We start from the raw sequence: 19,164 nt of genomic DNA on the forward strand, positions 1-19,164 counted from the left end.
GGCTCCTTAATTCCCGACCGTCACAGTGATGTGACAGGATTGCTTCTCGATGCGGTTACCGCGACCCTTTGCGCGTGCGGTGAAACGCTTCAGCGAAGCAGCCTTGTCGACATAGATGCTCGTAATCTTGAGCTCGTCGATATCGGCGCCTTCGTTGTGTTCCGCATTCGCGATCGCAGACAACACGACCTTCTTAACGATACCCGCCGCCTTCTTCGGCGAGAACGTCAGAACGTTCAGCGCCTTGTCGACCGGCAAACCACGAATCTGGTCAGCCACAAGGCGCGTTTTCTGCGCCGAGATGCGGGCACCGCGATGAATTGCTTTCACTTCCATCTTGATTGCCCCTTATTTCTTGGCCTTCTTGTCGGCCGCGTGACCCTTGAACGTACGGGTCAGTGCGAACTCGCCAAGCTTATGGCCGACCATGTTTTCCGTGACATACACCGGAACGTGTTGACGGCCGTTATGAACGGCGATCGTCAGACCGATGAAGTCCGGCAGGATCGTCGAGCGACGCGACCAGGTCTTGATTGGCTTCTTGTCGCGCGATGCTGCAGCCGCCTCAACTTTCTTCAGCAAATGGGCGTCGCAGAACGGACCTTTTTTAATAGAACGTGCCATTGCCTACTCCTTAACGCTTGTGACGGCGCTGGACGATCATGCTCGTCGTGCGCTTGTTGCTACGGGTGCGATAACCCTTCGTCGGCGTGCCCCACGGGCTCACCGGATCGCGACCTGCAGCCGTCTTGCCTTCACCACCACCGTGCGGGTGATCGACCGGGTTCATTACAACGCCACGTACCGTCGGGCGGATACCGCGCCAGCGGTTCGCGCCAGCCTTACCGATTTGACGGAGGCTGTGCTCTTCGTTGCCCACTTCACCAATCGTCGCGCGGCATTCGATGTGAACGCGGCGGATTTCGCCCGAACGCAGACGAACCTGCGCGTAGGTGCCTTCACGAGCCAGCAACATCGCCGACGTACCAGCCGAACGCGCCATTTGCGCGCCCTTGCCCGGCAGCATTTCGATGCAGTGAATCGTCGTACCGACCGGGATGTTGCGGATCGGCAGCGTGTTGCCTGCGCGGATCGGAGCTTCCGAACCCGACATCAGTTGCTGACCAACCGTCACGCCCTTCGGAGCGATGATGTAGCGGCGCTCGCCATCTGCGTACACGACCAGCGCGATGTTCGCGCTACGGTTCGGATCGTACTCGAGGCGTTCGACCTTCGCGGGAATGCCATCCTTCGTGCGACGGAAGTCGACGATACGATAGTGCTGCTTGTGACCACCACCCTTATGACGCGTGGTGATGTGGCCGTTGTTGTTACGGCCGGCGGTCTTGCTCTGCACGTCGAGCAGCGGTGCGTACGGCTTGCCCTTATGCAGATCCTTGTTGACCACCTTGACCATCGCGCGGCGGCCCGGCGAAGTCGGCTTAACTTTCACGATTGCCATGATTACTTGGCCTCCGCTTCGAAGTTGATTTCCTGGCCGGGCTTCAGGCAGACGTACGCCTTCTTCACGTCCTTGCGCTTACCCATGAAACGGCCAAAGCGCTTTGCTTTGCCCTTCTGGACCAGCACGTTGACGGAATTGACTTCCACCTTGAACAGCAGTTCGACAGCAGCCTTCACTTCCTGCTTCGTAGCGTCCGGCGCAACTTCGAACACGACTTGCTCGTTCTTGTCAGCCACCAGCGTCGCCTTTTCGGAGATCACCGGCGCGAGCAGAACTTGCATCAAACGATGATCGTTTTTGCGAACTTCGCTCATGACAGCAACTCCTCGATCTGGGCGACCGCAGCCTTCGTGATCAGCACTTTCTTGAAGTAGATCAGCGACAGGGGGTCGGCATAACGCGGCTCGACAACGGCCACGTGGGCCAGATTGCGCGACGCGAGGTACAGGTTTTCGTCAACCGTGTCGGTGATGACCAGCACGGAGTCGAGACCCATTGCCTTGAACTTTTCGGCCAGCAGCTTCGTCTTCGGCGCTTCGAGCGTCAGCTCGTCGACAACCGCGATGCGGCCTTCGCGGGCCAGCTGCGAGAAGATCGAGCAGAGACCTGCGCGATGCATCTTCTTGTTGACCTTGTGCGAGAAATTTTCTTCCGGCGAATTCGGGAAGATGCGACCACCGCCACGCCACAACGGGCTCGACGACATACCGGCACGAGCGCGGCCCGTACCCTTCTGGCGCCACGGCTTCTTCGTGGTGTGCTTGACCTGCTCACGATCCTTCTGAGCGCGGTTGCCGCTACGTGCGTTCGCCTGATAAGCGACGACGATCTGGTGGATCAGGGCTTCGTTGTAGTCACGGCCGAACACGACGTCCGACGCGTTGACTGCTGCGCCTTCCTGACCGTTGGCATTCAGGAGCTTAAGTTCCATTATTTCGCTCCTTTCACGGCACGCGTCTTCACAGCCGGCGTCACGAAAACCTTGCCGCCCTTCGCACCCGGAACAGCACCCTTGACCAGCAGCAACTTGCGGTCTGCGTCGATACGTGCGATTTCGAGGTTCTGCACGGTGACCGTCTCGTCACCCATATGACCCGTCATGCGCTTACCCGGGAAAACACGACCCGGATCCTGCGCCATACCGATCGAACCCGGCACGTTGTGCGAACGCGAGTTACCGTGCGATGCACGGCCCGAAGCGAAGTTGTAGCGCTTGATGGTACCGGCGTAGCCCTTACCGATCGAGGTACCTTGCACGTCGACCTTCTGGCCCACTTCGAAGAGATCCACACCGACCACTGCGCCATTCGACAGCTCGGCAGCCTTGGCGGCGTCGATCTGGAATTCCTTGAGGATTTCACCGGCTTGAACGCCAGCTTTGGCGAGATGACCTGCCAACGGCTTCGTCACGCGCGATGCACGGCGCGTACCGAAGGCAACCTGAACGGCCGTGTAGCCGTCGGTTTCAACAGTCTTGATCTGCGTCACGCGGTTGTCGGACACGTCCAGCACGGTGACGGGAATCGAATCCCCTTCAGCCGTGAAGATACGGGTCATGCCAACCTTGCGACCTACGAGTCCAAGGCTCATCGTTTTCTCCATTCCCGACTGCGATTGGTCGGGGCTAATTTACAAAATGCCTCGCGCTTCAGAGGCGAAACGCGACGACTTTTTTACGCAAATGCGCGAAAAGCCAAGCATTATAGCGAGGCTTTTCGTTTTCCGCAAGCAATCAAAGACTTAGCGACATCCAATAACCTGGATACCGCTCCGAGCCTTTACTGCAGCTTGATTTCGACGTCCACGCCAGCCGGCAGGTCCAGCTTCATCAACGCATCGACGGTCTTGTCCGTCGGATCGACGATGTCCATCAGGCGTTGGTGCGTGCGGATTTCGAGCTGGTCGCGCGACGTCTTGTTGACGTGCGGCGAACGCAGGATGTCGAAACGCTGGATACGGGTCGGCAGGGGCACGGGACCACGAACGATTGCGCCAGTCCGCTTTGCCGTGTCGACGATCTCAGCTGCCGATTGATCGATCAGACGATAGTCGAAAGCCTTCAGGCGAATACGGATTTTCTGGTTCTGCATGACGAATTCCTTGGAAAGAGCGAGGCGATATTGCATCGCCGATTAGAAAAAGAGCGTAGGCCTGGGCGCCCGCTGGGCGCGAGTGCCCAGACCCGGGCACTACATGCTGCTACAGCAATCTTCGATTTTACTCGATGATCTTGGCGACGACACCTGCGCCGACGGTACGGCCACCTTCGCGAATTGCGAAGCGCAGACCTTCTTCCATCGCGATCGGCGCGATCAGCTTCACCGTGATCGACACGTTGTCGCCCGGCATCACCATTTCCTTGTCCTTCGGCAGCTCGATCGAGCCCGTCACGTCCGTCGTACGGAAGTAGAACTGCGGACGGTAGTTGTTGAAGAACGGCGTGTGACGGCCGCCTTCGTCCTTGCTCAGCACGTACACTTCAGCCGTGAAGTGCGTGTGCGGCGTGATCGAACCCGGCTTGGCCAGCACCTGGCCACGCTCCACGTCTTCACGCTTCGTGCCGCGCAGCAGGATACCGACGTTGTCGCCTGCCTGACCCTGGTCGAGCAGCTTGCGGAACATTTCCACGCCCGTGCAGGTCGTCTTCACCGTCGGCTTGATGCCGACGATTTCGATTTCCTCGCCGACCTTGACGATGCCGCGCTCGACGCGACCCGTCACCACCGTGCCGCGACCCGAGATCGAGAACACGTCTTCCACCGGCATCAGGAACGCGCCGTCAACCGCGCGCTCCGGCGTCGGGATGTACGTGTCCAGTGCGTCGGCCAGGTTCATGATCGCCACTTCGCCCAGCTCGCCCTTGTCGCCTTCGAGCGCCAGCTTCGCCGAACCCTTGATGATCGGCGTGTCGTCGCCCGGGAAGTCGTACTTCGACAGGAGTTCGCGCACTTCCATTTCGACCAGCTCGAGCAGTTCGGCGTCGTCGACCATGTCGCACTTGTTCAGGAACACGATGATGTACGGCACACCGACCTGACGCGCCAGCAGGATGTGCTCACGCGTTTGCGGCATCGGGCCGTCAGCAGCCGAGCACACCAGGATCGCGCCGTCCATCTGCGCTGCGCCCGTGATCATGTTCTTCACATAGTCAGCGTGGCCCGGGCAGTCGACGTGTGCGTAGTGGCGGTTAGCCGTTTCGTACTCGACGTGTGCCGTGTTGATCGTGATGCCGCGCGCCTTTTCTTCCGGCGCTGCGTCGATCTGGTCGTACGCCTTTGCTTCACCGCCGAACTTTGCCGTCAGCACCGTCGTGATCGCTGCCGTCAGCGTGGTCTTGCCGTGGTCAACGTGACCGATCGTGCCGACGTTCACGTGCGGCTTGGTCCGTTCGAATTTACCTTTAGCCATGTTTCTCTTCTTTCAAAAAAGTTGTTCGATGAATGACTATGCGAGGTCTTACTTCGACTTCGCGTTGATGATCGCTTCCGACACGTTACGCGGCGCTTCTGCGTAGTGCTTGAATTCCATCGTGTACGTTGCGCGGCCTTGCGTCAGCGAGCGCAGCGACGTCGAGTAGCCAAACATCTCCGACAGCGGCACTTCAGCGCGGACGATCTTGCCGCCGCCCACCATGTCGTCCATGCCCTGGACGATACCGCGACGGCCCGACAGGTCGCCCATCACGTTGCCCATGTAGTCTTCCGGCGTTTCGACTTCGACAGCCATCATCGGTTCGAGGATGACCGGTTGAGCCTTGCGCATTGCTTCCTTGAACGCCATCGAGCCGGCCATGCGGAACGCATTTTCGTTCGAGTCAACGTCGTGGTACGAACCGAACGTCAGGTGAACCTTGACGTCGACGACCGGGAAGCCTGCCAGCACGCCTGCCTTCAGCGTTTCCTGAATACCCTTGTCGACCGCCGGGATGTATTCACGCGGAATCACACCACCCTTGATCTCGTCGAGGAACTCGTAGCCCTTGCCTTGCTCATTCGGCTCCAGCGTAATGACCGCGTGGCCGTACTGGCCGCGACCACCCGACTGCTTGACGAACTTGCCGTCAACGTCTTCCGCCTTGCCGCGAATCGTTTCGCGGTAAGCAACCTGCGGCTTGCCGACGGTCGCTTCAACGCCGAATTCGCGCTTCATACGGTCAACCAGAATTTCAAGGTGGAGCTCGCCCATGCCCGAAATAATGGTTTGGCCCGATTCTTCGTCCGTTTGAACGCGGAACGACGGATCTTCCTGAGCCAGACGGTTCAGCGCCAGACCCATCTTTTCCTGGTCGGGCTTGGTCTTCGGCTCAACGGCCTGCGAAATCACCGGCTCCGGGAAAATCATGCGCTCGAGCACGATCGGGCTTTGCGGATCGCACAGCGTGTCGCCGGTCGTTGCGTCTTTCAGGCCAACTGCAGCAGCGATGTCGCCTGCGCGCACTTCCTTGATTTCTTCGCGCTGGTTCGCGTGCATCTGCAGAATACGACCGAGACGTTCCTTCTTGTCTTTAGTCGCGTTCAGCACGGTGTCGCCCGAATTCACGACGCCCGAGTACACACGGAAGAAGATCAGCTGGCCGACGAACGGGTCGGTCATGATCTTGAATGCCAGTGCCGAGAACTTTTCGTCGTCGGCAGCGCGGCGCTCACCCTTTTCGCCGTTTTCCAGCTCGCCCGTAACCGGCGGGATGTCGATCGGCGACGGCAGGAAGTCCAGAACGGCGTCCAGCATACGTTGCACGCCCTTGTTCTTGAACGCGGTGCCGCACAGCATCGGCTGGATTTCGCAAGCGATCGTACGGTCGCGAAGACCCTTGATGATTTCCGCTTCCGACAGCTCGCCGTCTTCGAGGTACTTGTTCATCAAGTCTTCGCTCGACTCGGCCGCGGCTTCGATCATCTTTTCGCGCCATTCGTTGCACGAATCGACCAGTTCAGCCGGGATGTCTTCGTACGAGAACTTCGTACCTTGGGACGCTTCGTCCCAAATGATCGCCTTCATCTTCATCAGATCGACGACGCCCGTGAAGTTCTCCTCCGCGCCGATCGGCACGACGACGGGAACCGGGTTCGCCTTCAGACGCAGCTTGAGCTGGTCGTAGACCTTGAAGAAGTTCGCGCCGGTGCGGTCCATCTTGTTGATGAACGCGAGACGGGGAACCTTGTACTTGTTCGCCTGGCGCCACACCGTTTCCGACTGCGGCTGCACGCCGCCCACTGCGCAGTAGACCATGCACGCACCGTCGAGCACGCGCATCGAGCGCTCGACTTCAATCGTGAAGTCGACGTGACCCGGGGTGTCGATGATGTTGATGCGGTGCTCGGCGCGGTCGCCTGCCATGCCCTTCCAGAACGCCGTGGTAGCAGCGGACGTGATGGTAATACCACGTTCCTGTTCCTGCTCCATCCAGTCCATGGTTGCAGCGCCGTCGTGCACTTCACCGATCTTGTGGTTCACGCCGGTATAGAACAGGATGCGCTCGGTCGTCGTCGTCTTGCCGGCGTCGATGTGAGCGCTAATACCGATGTTACGGTAGCGCTCGATAGGAGTCTTGCGAGCCACTTTGATCCTCTATTGGGATAACACGATGGAACCAGTCCATCGCGCTCTAACACAAACGGGCGAGGCGCTTTATAAGCGCACCCGCCCGGAATTTCTTTCCGCTTTACTGCCAGCCCGGGGACGGGATGTTTAGAAACGGAAATGCGAGAACGCCTTGTTGGCTTCTGCCATCCGGTGAACTTCGTCGCGCTTCTTCATCGCACCGCCACGGCCTTCAGCCGCCTCGGAGAGTTCACCAGCCAGACGCAGAGCCATCGACTTCTCGCTGCGCTTCTTCGCGGCTTCACGCAGCCAACGCATCGCCAATGCCATACGACGCGACGGACGCACTTCGACCGGAACCTGATAGTTCGCACCACCAACGCGACGGCTCTTCACTTCGACCACCGGCTTCACGTTGTTGAGCGCTACCGTGAACACTTCCAGCGGGTCCTTGCCACCCTTGGTCTGGATCTGTTCGAAAGCGCCGTACACGATGCGCTCGGCAACCGACTTCTTGCCGGAGAGCATCAGCACGTTCATGAATTTTGCAACATCAACGTTACCGAACTTCGGATCCGGCAACACTTCCCGCTTGGGGACTTCGCGACGACGCGGCATGTTTCTTCCTTTAACTTTTCAGTTGGAGCGGCGCTTTCCTGCACCCACCCCGCGGCCACCAACTAACCCGATTCATCCATGACGACTTACCAGCCTGGTCGGGTGACCACTTACTCGACAGCACCGGCAATCCGGCACCACCGCTAAACCGCTCTTGCGAGCGACCTATTACTGCTGACCGGTTGCTTACTTGCCAGCCTTGGCACGCTTCGCACCGTACTTCGAGCGAGCTTGCTTACGATCCTTGACGCCCTGGGTATCCAGCGAGCCACGAACCATGTGGTAACGCACACCCGGCAAGTCCTTCACACGGCCGCCGCGGATCAGCACGACCGAGTGTTCCTGCAGGTTGTGGCCTTCACCACCGATGTACGAAATGACTTCGAAGCCGTTCGTCAGACGAACCTTGGCAACCTTACGGAGTGCCGAGTTAGGCTTCTTAGGCGTCGTGGTGTACACACGGGTGCACACGCCGCGACGCTGGGGGCAGTCCTGCAAGGCCGGGCTCTTGCTCTTCGTCGTTTCCGACGCGCGGCCTTTGCGAACCAGTTGATTGATGGTTGGCATTGTTTATTCCTGAAATTGAACAAAATCGACGCGTTCATTTCTGGGCAAAGCAGAAAATGACGCGTTTCTGACTACTGCTGATTTCCGGCCTTGGCGCTTTGGCGACGAGCTTGCGTCGCACGCAACCCTGCCAAGAACCGGAACCTAGCATCATATTCCGAAAATCCTAAACGAGTCAACAGGTTGCGCCGATTCGAAAGGGTTGGCGGGCCGTTCGAACTCAATCCGCGGCGACGACTTCGAGCAGTTCGTCGCCAAAGCGGTCGAGCTTACGCGCGCCCATGCCAGGAATGTGGCGCAAATCTTCGAGCGATTCCGGGGAATTCCGCGCGATTTCGGCCAGCGTGGCGTCATGGAAAATGACGTACGCCGGTACACCATCGCTCTTCGCGGTTTCGGTGCGCCAAGCGCGCAGACGGTCCCAACGCGCGCGTTCGCGTGAATTCATCCCCGCTGTCGGATCGGCGCGTTCGCTTGTGCGTCCGGAAGATTGACGCGTGCGCACCGGTTTCACATAGCGGCGCATCGTCACCTGTTGCTCGCCCTTCAGGACGGGCTTGCTAGCTTCCGTCAGCACGAGGGCGCCGAAACCGTCGTGATCGACGGTGAGAAATCCGAATGCGACCAACTGGCGAAACACCGCACGCCACTCATGCTCGGACAACGCCGCACCGATTCCGAATGTGCTCAGTTTCTCGTGGCCACGCTGCAGAATCTTCTCAGTACGATTGCCGCGAAGAATGTCGATCAGATGTCCTGCGCCGAAATTGAAGCCGCTAGCGCGCTGCGCACGAAACGCGCATGACAGCGCCATCTGCGATTCGCGCGTCGCATCCCACGACGCCGGCGGCTCGAGACAGGTATCGCAGTTGCCGCACGGCTTGCCCTCTTCGCCGAAGTAGGCGAGCAGCCGCACGCGCCGGCACGTCGCGGTTTCGCATAAACCGAGCAACGCATCGAGCTTGCCGGTTTGCACGCGCTTATGCGCATCGTCGGCTTCCGATTCGTCGATCATCTTGCGCTGCTGCACGACGTCGCCCAGACCGTAGGTCATCCACGCGTTCGCCGGCAATCCATCACGTCCCGCCCGCCCGGTTTCCTGGTAATAGCCTTCGACACTCTTCGGCAAATCCAGATGCGCGACAAAGCGCACGTCCGGCTTGTCGATGCCCATACCGAACGCGATCGTCGCGCACATCACGATGCCTTCGTCGCGCTGGAAGATTTCCTGATGCTTCTGGCGCACTTCGAATTCCATGCCTGCGTGATACGGCAGCGCGCGCACGCCCTGTCCTTTCAGCCACTCGGCCGTTTCCTCGACCTTGCGGCGCGACAGGCAATACACGACGCCCGCGTCGGTCGTGCCGTCCGTGCGCGTGTGTTCCGCCCGGATGAAGTCGAGCAGTTGCGAGCGCGCGTTGTCCTTCTCGACGATCCGATAGCGAATATTCGGTCGATCGAAGCTAGACACGAACACGCGCGCGTCGTCGAGTGCCAGGCGATGGATGATTTCGTCGCGCGTGATCGCGTCGGCGGTAGCGGTCAGCGCGATGCGCGGCACCGAAGGAAACCGCTCGTGCAACACCGAAAGCTGGATATATTCGGGCCTGAAATCGTGCCCCCATTGCGACACACAATGCGCTTCGTCAATGGCGAACAAGCCGATACGCGCGCGCTCGATCAGATCGAGAAAGCGCGGCGTCATCAACCGCTCAGGCGCGACGTACAGCAGATCGATTTCGCCCTCACGCAACGCGCGCTCCGTCGCGGCTGCATCGGCGCCCGAGAGCGTCGAATTCAGATAGGCCGCGCGCACGCCGACTTCTCTCAGCGCCGCCACCTGATCCTGCATCAACGCGATCAACGGCGACACGACGATGCCTGCGCCCAAACCCGCCTCACGGCGCACCAGCGAAGGAATCTGGTAGCACAGCGATTTGCCCCCGCCCGTCGGCATCAGCACCAGACAGTCGCCGCCCGAAGAAACATGCTCGACGATTTCGCCCTGCTGCCCTCGAAACGCGGGATAACCGAAAACTTCGTTGAGGATCTGGAGCGAACGGGACATGAAGGAGAGAGATAAGTGCGCGGAGCGGGTGAGACGAATTTTACCAACGCAATCGCACTTCGCCCGAGCTTTGTCGTGTAACTAGCCGTCCGGCAGAGTCCGACAGGCATAGGCAGAAACGCAAATTTAAAGGGCGAAAAAAAACCGCCCGGTCGAAACCGGGCGGTTCATGCAACTTCAGCCAACTTCACAAACATGGCGGCTAGCGCCGCCTGCAGGCTTACTCGTTGGTGTGCGGCGTTTGCTCAGCGGCCGGGGTTTCCGGCGTACCGAACTCGAAAGCCTCTTCGGCAGCGATCTGGTCGAAACGCTCGCGATCCGCCATTTCCTTGGTCTTGCGCGCCTTGTGGAATGCGAGACCCGTACCGGCCGGAATCAGACGACCGACGATCACGTTTTCCTTCAGGCCACGCAGATCGTCGCGCTTGCCCATGATCGCCGCTTCCGTCAGCACGCGGGTCGTTTCCTGGAACGATGCCGCAGAGATGAACGAATCGGTCGACAGCGACGCCTTCGTGATACCCAGCAGGATGTTCTCGTACGTTGCCGGACGCTTGTCTTCCGCGATCATGCGATCGTTTTCGTCCAGCATGTCCGAACGCTCGACCTGCTCACCCGGGATGAAGCGCGTGTCGCCGTTGTCGCTGATCTGCACGCGACGCAGCATCTGACGCACGATCACCTCGATGTGCTTGTCGTTGATCTTCACGCCCTGCAGACGGTACACGTCCTGCACTTCGTCCACGATGTAACGCGACAGCGCTTCGATACCCTGCAAACGCAGGATGTCGTGCGGATCGGCCGGACCGTCGACGATCATTTCGCCCTTGTTGACGACTTGACCATCGTGCACCAGAACCTGCTTTTCCTTGGCGATCAGGAACTCGTGCTGATTGCCTTCGAGGTCCGTGATAACGAGACGCTGCTTGCCCTTCGTGTCCTTACCGAACGACGTCGTACCCGTGACTTCCGCCAGGATACCTGCGTCCTTCGGCGAACGTGCTTCGAACAGTTCCGCCACACGCGGCAGACCACCCGTAATGTCACGCGTCTTCTGCGCTTCAGTCGGGATACGTGCGAGCACTTCACCCACCTGAACCTGCTGACCGTCCTTCACGGTGATCAGAGCGCCGACCTGGAAGCCGATCTGAACCGAGTGCTCCGAGTTCGGGATCTTGACTTCGTCGCCGTTCGCGTCGAGCAGCTTGACCTGCGGACGCACGCTCTTCGAAGCCTGCGAGCCGCGGCGCTTCACGTCGATCACGACGAGCGTCGAAAGACCCGTCACGTCGTCGATCTGCTTCGCGACCGTCACGCCTTCTTCGACGTTTTCGAACTTCACCGTACCGCCCCACTCGGTGATGATCGGACGCGTCAGCGGATCCCACGTGGCCAGTTGCGTGCCCGCCTTGATCTGCGCGCCGTCGAGTTGCAGCAGCGTCGCGCCGTACGGCACCTTGTGACGCTCGCGCTCGCGGCCGTGATCGTCGGTGATCATCGCTTCGCCCGAACGCGAGATGACGATCTGCTCGCCCTTCGCATTCGTCACGTAACGCATCGTTGACGTGAAACGCACCGTGCCGTTCGACTTCGCTTCGACCGACGACGCCACTGCTGCACGCGATGCCGCACCACCGATGTGGAACGTACGCATGGTCAGCTGCGTGCCCGGTTCACCGATCGACTGCGCAGCGATCACGCCAACTGCTTCACCGACGTTGACCGACGAGCCGCGGCCCAGGTCACGGCCGTAGCAGGCTGCGCACAGACCATAACGCGTTTCGCAAGTCAGCGGCGTACGCACGCGCACTTCGTCGATACCGAGGCGTTCGATTTCTTCGACCGCGTCTTCGTCGAGCAACGTGCCCGTTTCGTACAGCGTTTCCTGCGATTCCGGATTGACGACGTCAGCCACCGCGACGCGGCCGAGAATACGGTCGCGCAGCGCTTCGACGACTTCACCGCCTTCGACCAGCGCCTTCATTGCCACGCCGTTCGACGTACCGCAATCGTCTTCGACCACGACGAGATCCTGCGTCACGTCGACCAGACGACGCGTCAAGTAACCCGAGTTTGCCGTCTTCAGTGCCGTATCAGCCAGACCCTTACGTGCACCGTGGGTCGAGATGAAGTACTGCAACACGTTCAGGCCTTCACGGAAGTTCGCCGTAATCGGCGTCTCGATGATCGAGCCGTCCGGCTTCGCCATCAGGCCACGCATACCGGCCAGCTGACGAATCTGAACCGCGGAACCACGAGCACCCGAGTCCGCCATCATGTAAATCGAGTTGAACGATTCCTGACGCGTTTCGTTGCCGTCGCGATCCGTGACCGGTTCCGTCGACAGCTGTTCCATCATCGCCTTGCCGACCGCTTCCGACGTTGCCGACCAGATGTCGACCACGTTGTTGTAGCGTTCTTGCGACGTGACGAGACCCGACATGTACTGACGGTCGTATTCCTTCACCTTCTTCGCGGCGTCGCCAACGATGGTTTCCTTCTGCGGCGGCACGAGCATGTCGTCGACGCAGATCGAAATACCGGCGCGCGTTGCCAGGCGGAAGCCCGACTGCATCAACTGGTCGGCGAAAATCACCGTCTCGCGCAGACCGCACTTGCGGAATGCCGTGTTGATCAGACGCGAGATTTCCTTCTTCTTCAGCGGCTTGTTCAGCACCGAGAACGGCAGACCCGGCGGCAGAATTTCGGACAGGATCGCGCGGCCGACCGTGGTCGGATACAGCGTGATCTTCGGTACGAACTTCGGCGCGCCTTCCGACGTGTCTTCGTTGTGGACCATTTCCGTGATCCGCACGTTGACGCGCGAGGCCAGCTCGACTTCCTTGTTCTCGTACGCGCGCAGTGCTTCCGACACGCCCGTGAACGTCAGGCCTTCGCCCTTGCCGTTGATCGCTTCACGCGTCGCGTAGTACAGGCCGAGCACGATATCCTGCGACGGCACGATCGACGGATCGCCGTTGGCCGGGAACAGCACGTTGTTCGACGCCAGCATCAGCGTGCGCGCTTCCATCTGCGCTTCGAGCGACAGCGGCACGTGAACAGCCATCTGGTCACCGTCGAAGTCGGCGTTGAACGCCGCGCAAACGAGCGGATGCAGCTGGATTGCCTTACCTTCGATCAGCACCGGCTCGAAAGCCTGAATGCCAAGACGGTGCAGCGTCGGCGCACGGTTCAGCATCACCGGATGTTCGCGAATGACTTCTTCGAGAATGTCCCACACCACCGGCGTCTGGTTCTCGACTTCCTTCTTCGCAGCCTTGATGGTGGTAGCAACACCCATCACTTCCAGCTTGTTGAAGATGAACGGCTTGAACAGTTCGAGCGCCATCAGCTTCGGCAGACCGCACTGGTGCAGCTTCAGCGTCGGGCCGACCACGATGACCGAACGGCCCGAGTAGTCGACGCGCTTACCGAGCAAGTTCTGGCGGAAACGACCGCCCTTACCCTTGATCATGTCAGCGAGCGACTTCAGCGGACGCTTGTTAGCGCCCGTCATCGCCTTACCGCGACGGCCGTTGTCGAGCAGCGAATCGACGGCTTCCTGCAGCATCCGCTTTTCGTTGCGGACGATGATTTCAGGCGCCTTCAGTTCGAGCAGACGCTTCAACCGGTTGTTACGGTTGATCACGCGGCGATACAGGTCGTTCAGGTCCGACGTCGCGAAGCGACCGCCGTCCAGCGGAACCAGCGGACGCAGTTCCGGCGGCAGCACCGGCAGCACTTCGAGAATCATCCACTCGGGCTTGATGCCCGAACGCTGGAATGCCTCGAGTACCTTCAGACGCTTCGCGTACTTCTTGATCTTCGCTTCCGAACCCGTGTTCTTCAGCTCCGAGCGCAGCGTTTCGACCTGCTCGTCGATGTTGATCGCGCGCAGCAGTTCGCGCACGCCTTCCGCACCCATCTCAGCGCGGAATTCGTCACCGTACTCTTCGACCTTATTGTAGTAATCCTCTTCCGTCATGATCTGACGCGCCTTTAGCGGCGTCATGCCCGGATCGATCACCACATATGCTTCGAAGTACAGCACGCGCTCGATGTCGCGCAGCGTCATGTCGAGCACCATGCCCAGACGCGACGGCAGCGACTTCAGGAACCAGATGTGCGCGACAGGCGAGGCCAGTTCGATGTGGCCCATGCGTTCGCGACGCACCTTCGCGAGCGTCACTTCGACGCCGCACTTCTCGCAGATCACGCCACGGTGCTTCAGGCGCTTGTACTTGCCGCAAAGGCATTCGTAGTCCTTGATCGGACCGAAAATCTTCGCGCAGAACAGACCATCCCGCTCCGGCTTGAACGTGCGGTAGTTGATGGTTTCCGGCTTCTTGACTTCACCGAACGACCACGAACGGATCTTGTCCGGCGAGGCCAGACCGATCTTGATCGCGTCAAAAACTTCTTCCTGTTGGACTTGCTTGAATAGATCGAGCAGAGCTTTCATTGCTTTCTCTCCGTAGTCCGATTAGTTGCGGTCGAGGTCGATGTCGATACCGAGCGAGCGGATTTCCTTCACCAGCACGTTGAAGGATTCCGGCATGCCCGCGTCGATCACGTGATCGCCCTTCACCAGGTTCTCGTAAACCTTGGTCCGGCCCGTCACGTCGTCCGACTTGACCGTCAACATTTCCTGCAGCACATACGATGCGCCGTAGGCTTCGAGCGCCCACACTTCCATTTCACCGAAGCGCTGACCACCGAACTGCGCCTTACCACCCAGCGGCTGCTGCGTGACGAGCGAGTACGGACCCGTCGAACGCGCGTGCATCTTGTCGTCGACCAGGTGGTGCAGCTTCAGGTAGTGCATGTAGCCAACCGTCACCGTACGTTCGAAGGCTTCACCCGTGCGGCCGTCATACAGGCGCACCTGGTTCTTCGACTTCGTCATGCCGAGGTTCTGCGCGATGTCGTCCGGGTAGGCCAGATCCAGCATGCTGGACATTTCCTCTTCCGTTGCACCGTCGAACACCGGCGTTGCGAACGGCACGCCTTCGCGCAGGTTCTTCGCGAGTTCGAGGATTTCGTCGTCGGTGAAGCTTTCCAGCTCTTCCGCACGGCCCGACTCGTTGTAGATCTTGGTCAGGAACTTGCGAACTTCCTCGATCTTCGCCTGACGCTGCAGCATTTCGCCGATACGCCAGCCCAGACCCTTCGCGGCCCAACCCAGATGCACTTCGAGAACCTGACCCACGTTCATCCGCGACGGAACGCCCAGCGGGTTCAGCACGACGTCAGCCGGACGGCCATCGGCCATGTACGGCATGTCTTCGATCGGAACGATCTTCGACACGACACCCTTGTTACCGTGACGGCCTGCCATCTTGTCGCCAGGCTGCAGACGACGCTTCACAGCCAGATAAACCTTGACCATCTTCAGCACGCCCGGCGGCAGTTCGTCGCCTTGCGTCAGCTTCTTGCGCTTCTCTTCGAATGCGAGGTCGAACTGGTGACGCTTCTGTTCGATCGAATCCTTGATGGCTTCGAGCTGGGCCGCTGCTTCTTCGTCCGCAAGGCGGATGTCGAACCAGTGGTAGTGATCCAGATCTTCCAGGTAAGCGCGTTCGATCTTCGTGCCCTTCGCGAGCTTCTTCGGACCGCCGTTCGCAACCTTGCCTTCGAGCATACGCGCGAGACGCTGGAACGCGTCGCCTTCCACGATACGCAGCTGGTCGTTCAGGTCGAGGCGATAGCGCTTCAGTTCATCGTCGATGATCTGTTGCGCGCGCTTGTCGCGCTGGATACCTTCACGCGTGAACACCTGCACGTCGATCACCGTGCCGCTCATGCCCGACGGCACGCGCAGCGACGTGTCCTTCACGTCCGAAGCCTTCTCACCGAAGATCGCGCGCAGCAGCTTTTCTTCCGGCGTCAGCTGGGTTTCGCCCTTCGGCGTGACCTTGCCGACCAGCACGTCGCCTGCTTCGACTTCCGCGCCGATGTACACGATGCCCGACTCGTCGAGACGGCCAAGCTGCACTTCCGCGAGGTTCGAAATGTCGCGCGTGATTTCTTCCGGTCCGAGCTTCGTGTCGCGAGCTACGACATTCAGTTCTTCGATGTGGATCGACGTGTAACGGTCGTCCGCAACGACCTTCTCCGAGATGAGGATCGAGTCTTCGAAGTTGTAGCCGTTCCACGGCATGAACGCGACCAGCATGTTCTGGCCAAGCGCCAGTTCACCCAGGTCCGTCGAAGCGCCGTCAGCGAGCACGTCGCCGCGCGCAACCTTGTCGCCGACCTTCGCGATCGGACGCTGGTTGATGTTCGTGTTCTGGTTCGAACGCGTGTACTTGATCAGGTTGTAGATGTCGACACCGACGTCGCCAGCCACCGCTTCATCGTCGTTCACGCGAATCACGATACGGCCTGCGTCGACGTAATCGACCACACCGCCACGCAGTGCCTGCACGGTCGTACCCGAGTCGACTGCCACCGTGCGCTCGATGCCCGTACCGACGACCGGCTTTTCCGGACGCAGACACGGCACAGCCTGACGCTGCATGTTCGAACCCATCAATGCGCGGTTCGCGTCATCGTGCTCGAGGAACGGAATCAGCGATGCGGCCACCGACACGATCTGCGACGGCGCCACGTCCATGTACTGGATGCGGTCCGGCGTGACCATCAGCGTTTCGCCCGCTTCACGCGACGACACGAGTTCGTCGGTCAGCGTACCGTCTTCAGCCACAGCCGCGTTCGCCTGAGCGATCACGTAACGGCCTTCTTCGATCGCCGACAGATAGTCGATCTGATCCGTGACCTTGCTGTCCGTCACCTTGCGATACGGCGTTTCGAGGAAGCCGTATTCGTTCAGGTGCGCGTACAGAGCCAGCGAGTTGATCAGGCCGATGTTCGGACCTTCCGGCGTTTCAATCGGGCACACGCGGCCATAGTGCGTCGGGTGCACGTCGCGGACTTCAAAGCCAGCGCGCTCGCGCGTCAGACCGCCCGGGCCAAGTGCCGAGACACGGCGCTTGTGGGTGATTTCCGACAGCGGGTTGGTCTGGTCCATGAACTGCGACAGCTGCGACGAACCGAAGAACTCGCGAATCGCCGACGAAATCGGCTTCGAGTTGATCAGGTCGTGCGGCATCAGGTTTTCGCTTTCGGCCTGGCCGAGGCGTTCCTTCACTGCACGTTCGACGCGCACGAGACCCGCGCGGAACTGGTTTTCCGCCAGTTCGCCGACGCAACGCACACGACGATTGCCCAAGTGGTCGATGTCGTCCACTTCGCCCTTGCCGTTACGCAGTTCGACGAGGATCTTGATCGTCGCGAGGATGTCGTCGTCCTGCAGCGTCATCGGGCCGACGATTTCGTCACGGCCGACGCGACGGTTGAACTTCATACGACCCACCTTCGACAGGTCGTACGCTTCTTCGCTGTAGAACAGACGGTTGAACAGCGCCTCAACGGCTTCTTCCGTCGGCGGTTCGCCCGGACGCATCATCCGGTAAATCGCGATACGCGCGGCCATCTTGTCGGCCGTTTCGTCGATACGCAGCGTCGACGAGATGTACGGACCTTGATCCAGATCGTTCGTGTAGAGCGTCTGGATGTCCTTGATCTTCGCTTCGCGCAGCTTTTCGAGCACGCTTTCGGTAACTTCGTCGTTCGCGTTCGCGATCACTTCACCTGTGTCGCCATCAACAACGTTCTTCGCGAGCACGCGGCCGAGCAAATAATCTTCGGGGACCGAAATGTATTTGGTCTTCGCGTTTTCGAGGTCGCGAATGTGCTTCGCGTTGATGCGCTTGTCTTTCTGGACGATGACCTTGCCATCGCGATCCGTAATGTCGAAGCGCGCGACTTCACCGCGCAGACGCTCCGGCACGAACTCCATCTGCGCGCCTTCCGGCATCAGCGTGAAGTTGTCGAACACGAAGAAGTTCGCGAGGATCTGTTCCGGCGTCAGGCCGATTGCCTTCAGCAGGATCGTGACGGGCATCTTGCGGCGACGGTCGACGCGGAAGTACAGCACGTCCTTCGGGTCGAATTCGAAGTCGAGCCACGAGCCGCGGTAAGGGATGATCCGTGCCGAGAACAGCAGCTTGCCGGAGCTGTGCGTCTTGCCCTTGTCGTGCTCGAAGAACACGCCAGGCGAACGGTGCAGCTGCGACACGATCACACGTTCCGTGCCGTTGATGACGAACGAGCCAGTCGGCGTCATGAGCGGAATTTCGCCCATGTACACTTCCTGCTCCTTCACTTCCTTGACGACGGGCTTGCTCGGCGATTCCTTGTCGAGCAGCACCAGACGCACCTTGGCACGCAGCGCCGAACAGTAAGTCAGACCGCGCTGCTGGCATTCCTTGATGTTGAATGCCGGCGGCGACAGCATGTAGCTGACGAACTCTAGACGAGCAAAGCCGTTATGCGAAACAATGGGGAAAACTGAGGTGAACGCAGCCTGCAGACCTTCCGGTTTGCGCTGCACTGTGGGCACTTCTGCTTGCAGAAACGTGCTGAATGATTCAAGCTGGGTAGCCAGCAGGAAAGGTACTTGGTGAACGATGGGGCGCTTCGCGAAACTCTTGCGAATGCGCTTCTTCTCGGTGAAGGAATATTGCATACGATCTCCGAATCACGGCGGGCATTGTTGTCGAGGCGGGATACCTTGATGTGACAACCCGAGTGTTCACCGACTGAGACCCGTTGGCCGTCCGATGGCTTGAACGAGCCTGAAAGCTTGGTGGTTGGCCGCTACCAACCGCTGGCTGACGGCAGCGGATGCCTGTGTTGCCCGCTACCCGACCAAACTTGCCTTCTGCAGTCGCTTCAGAAGACAAAGAGAAACGCCGGTCAATGTGACCGAACGGCGGTTTTCTTTGGCTTCTGGAGGTAAGTTTTTGCCGAGATTCAAGCACAAAAACGTTGCCCCCACAAA

The 19,164-nt window shown here is 59.8% G+C and carries 14 protein-coding genes; all 14 read right to left on the reverse strand.

The features are described 5' to 3' along the window. Positions 1–6 precede the first annotated feature (6 nt). Positions 7–336, reverse strand: coding sequence for a 50S ribosomal protein L22 (gene rplV, locus H1204_RS16170; protein WP_007730533.1), 330 nt, complete (start codon positions 334–336; stop codon positions 7–9). 12 nt (positions 337–348) lie between these two features. Then, the gene (gene rpsS / locus H1204_RS16175) at positions 349–624 is read right to left on the reverse strand and encodes a 30S ribosomal protein S19 (protein WP_006998484.1); all 276 of its coding nucleotides are present in this window, start codon (positions 622–624) and stop codon (positions 349–351) included. Positions 625–634: 10 nt separating this feature from the next. Then, a complete protein-coding gene (gene rplB / locus H1204_RS16180) occupies positions 635–1,462 on the reverse strand; it encodes a 50S ribosomal protein L2 (protein ID WP_180729087.1) in 828 nt (275 codons plus the stop codon). A 2-nt stretch (positions 1,463–1,464) separates the two neighbouring features. Next, positions 1,465–1,779, reverse strand: coding sequence for a 50S ribosomal protein L23 (rplW, locus tag H1204_RS16185; RefSeq protein WP_007730525.1), 315 nt, complete (start codon positions 1,777–1,779; stop codon positions 1,465–1,467). Next, positions 1,776–2,396 carry a 50S ribosomal protein L4 gene (rplD, locus tag H1204_RS16190; RefSeq protein WP_007730523.1) on the reverse strand — a complete coding sequence of 207 codons (621 nt, stop codon included), beginning with the start codon at positions 2,394–2,396 and terminating at the stop codon, positions 1,776–1,778. Before rplD ends, rplW begins: the two co-directional genes overlap by 4 nt. Then, on the reverse strand, positions 2,396–3,055 hold the full coding sequence (gene rplC, locus H1204_RS16195; RefSeq protein ID WP_009770934.1) for a 50S ribosomal protein L3: 660 nt from the start codon (positions 3,053–3,055) through the stop codon (positions 2,396–2,398). The genes rplD and rplC overlap by 1 nt, the downstream gene beginning before the upstream one ends. Positions 3,056–3,243: 188 nt before the next feature. Continuing rightward, on the reverse strand, positions 3,244–3,555 hold the full coding sequence (gene rpsJ, locus H1204_RS16200) for a 30S ribosomal protein S10 (RefSeq protein WP_006998489.1): 312 nt from the start codon (positions 3,553–3,555) through the stop codon (positions 3,244–3,246). 127 nt (positions 3,556–3,682) lie between these two features. Continuing rightward, positions 3,683–4,873 (reverse strand): elongation factor Tu, encoded by a 1,191-nt coding sequence (gene tuf, locus H1204_RS16205; RefSeq protein WP_028371383.1) that lies wholly within the window; start codon positions 4,871–4,873, stop codon positions 3,683–3,685. Between the two features lie 48 nt (positions 4,874–4,921). Next, positions 4,922–7,024 (reverse strand): elongation factor G, encoded by a 2,103-nt coding sequence (gene fusA, locus H1204_RS16210; RefSeq protein ID WP_035988800.1) that lies wholly within the window; start codon positions 7,022–7,024, stop codon positions 4,922–4,924. Between the two features lie 129 nt (positions 7,025–7,153). After that, a complete protein-coding gene (gene rpsG, locus H1204_RS16215) occupies positions 7,154–7,624 on the reverse strand; it encodes a 30S ribosomal protein S7 (RefSeq protein WP_006053291.1) in 471 nt (156 codons plus the stop codon). Positions 7,625–7,810: 186 nt separating this feature from the next. After that, positions 7,811–8,191: a 30S ribosomal protein S12 gene (gene rpsL / locus H1204_RS16220; RefSeq protein ID WP_006998493.1), complete on the reverse strand. Its 381-nt coding sequence runs from the start codon at positions 8,189–8,191 to the stop codon at positions 7,811–7,813. A 220-nt stretch (positions 8,192–8,411) separates the two neighbouring features. Next, entirely contained in the window at positions 8,412–10,259 is a 1,848-nt protein-coding gene (gene recQ, locus H1204_RS16225) for a DNA helicase RecQ (RefSeq protein ID WP_180729088.1), read from the reverse strand. Positions 10,260–10,479: 220 nt separating this feature from the next. Further along, positions 10,480–14,721, reverse strand: coding sequence for a DNA-directed RNA polymerase subunit beta' (gene rpoC, locus H1204_RS16230; protein WP_180729089.1), 4,242 nt, complete (start codon positions 14,719–14,721; stop codon positions 10,480–10,482). Positions 14,722–14,742: 21 nt separating this feature from the next. Further along, a complete protein-coding gene (rpoB, locus tag H1204_RS16235; protein WP_180729090.1) occupies positions 14,743–18,849 on the reverse strand; it encodes a DNA-directed RNA polymerase subunit beta in 4,107 nt (1,368 codons plus the stop codon). Positions 18,850–19,164 lie beyond the last annotated feature (315 nt).

The organism is Paraburkholderia sp. PGU19 (assembly GCF_013426915.1).
Taxonomy (GTDB): domain Bacteria; phylum Pseudomonadota; class Gammaproteobacteria; order Burkholderiales; family Burkholderiaceae; genus Paraburkholderia.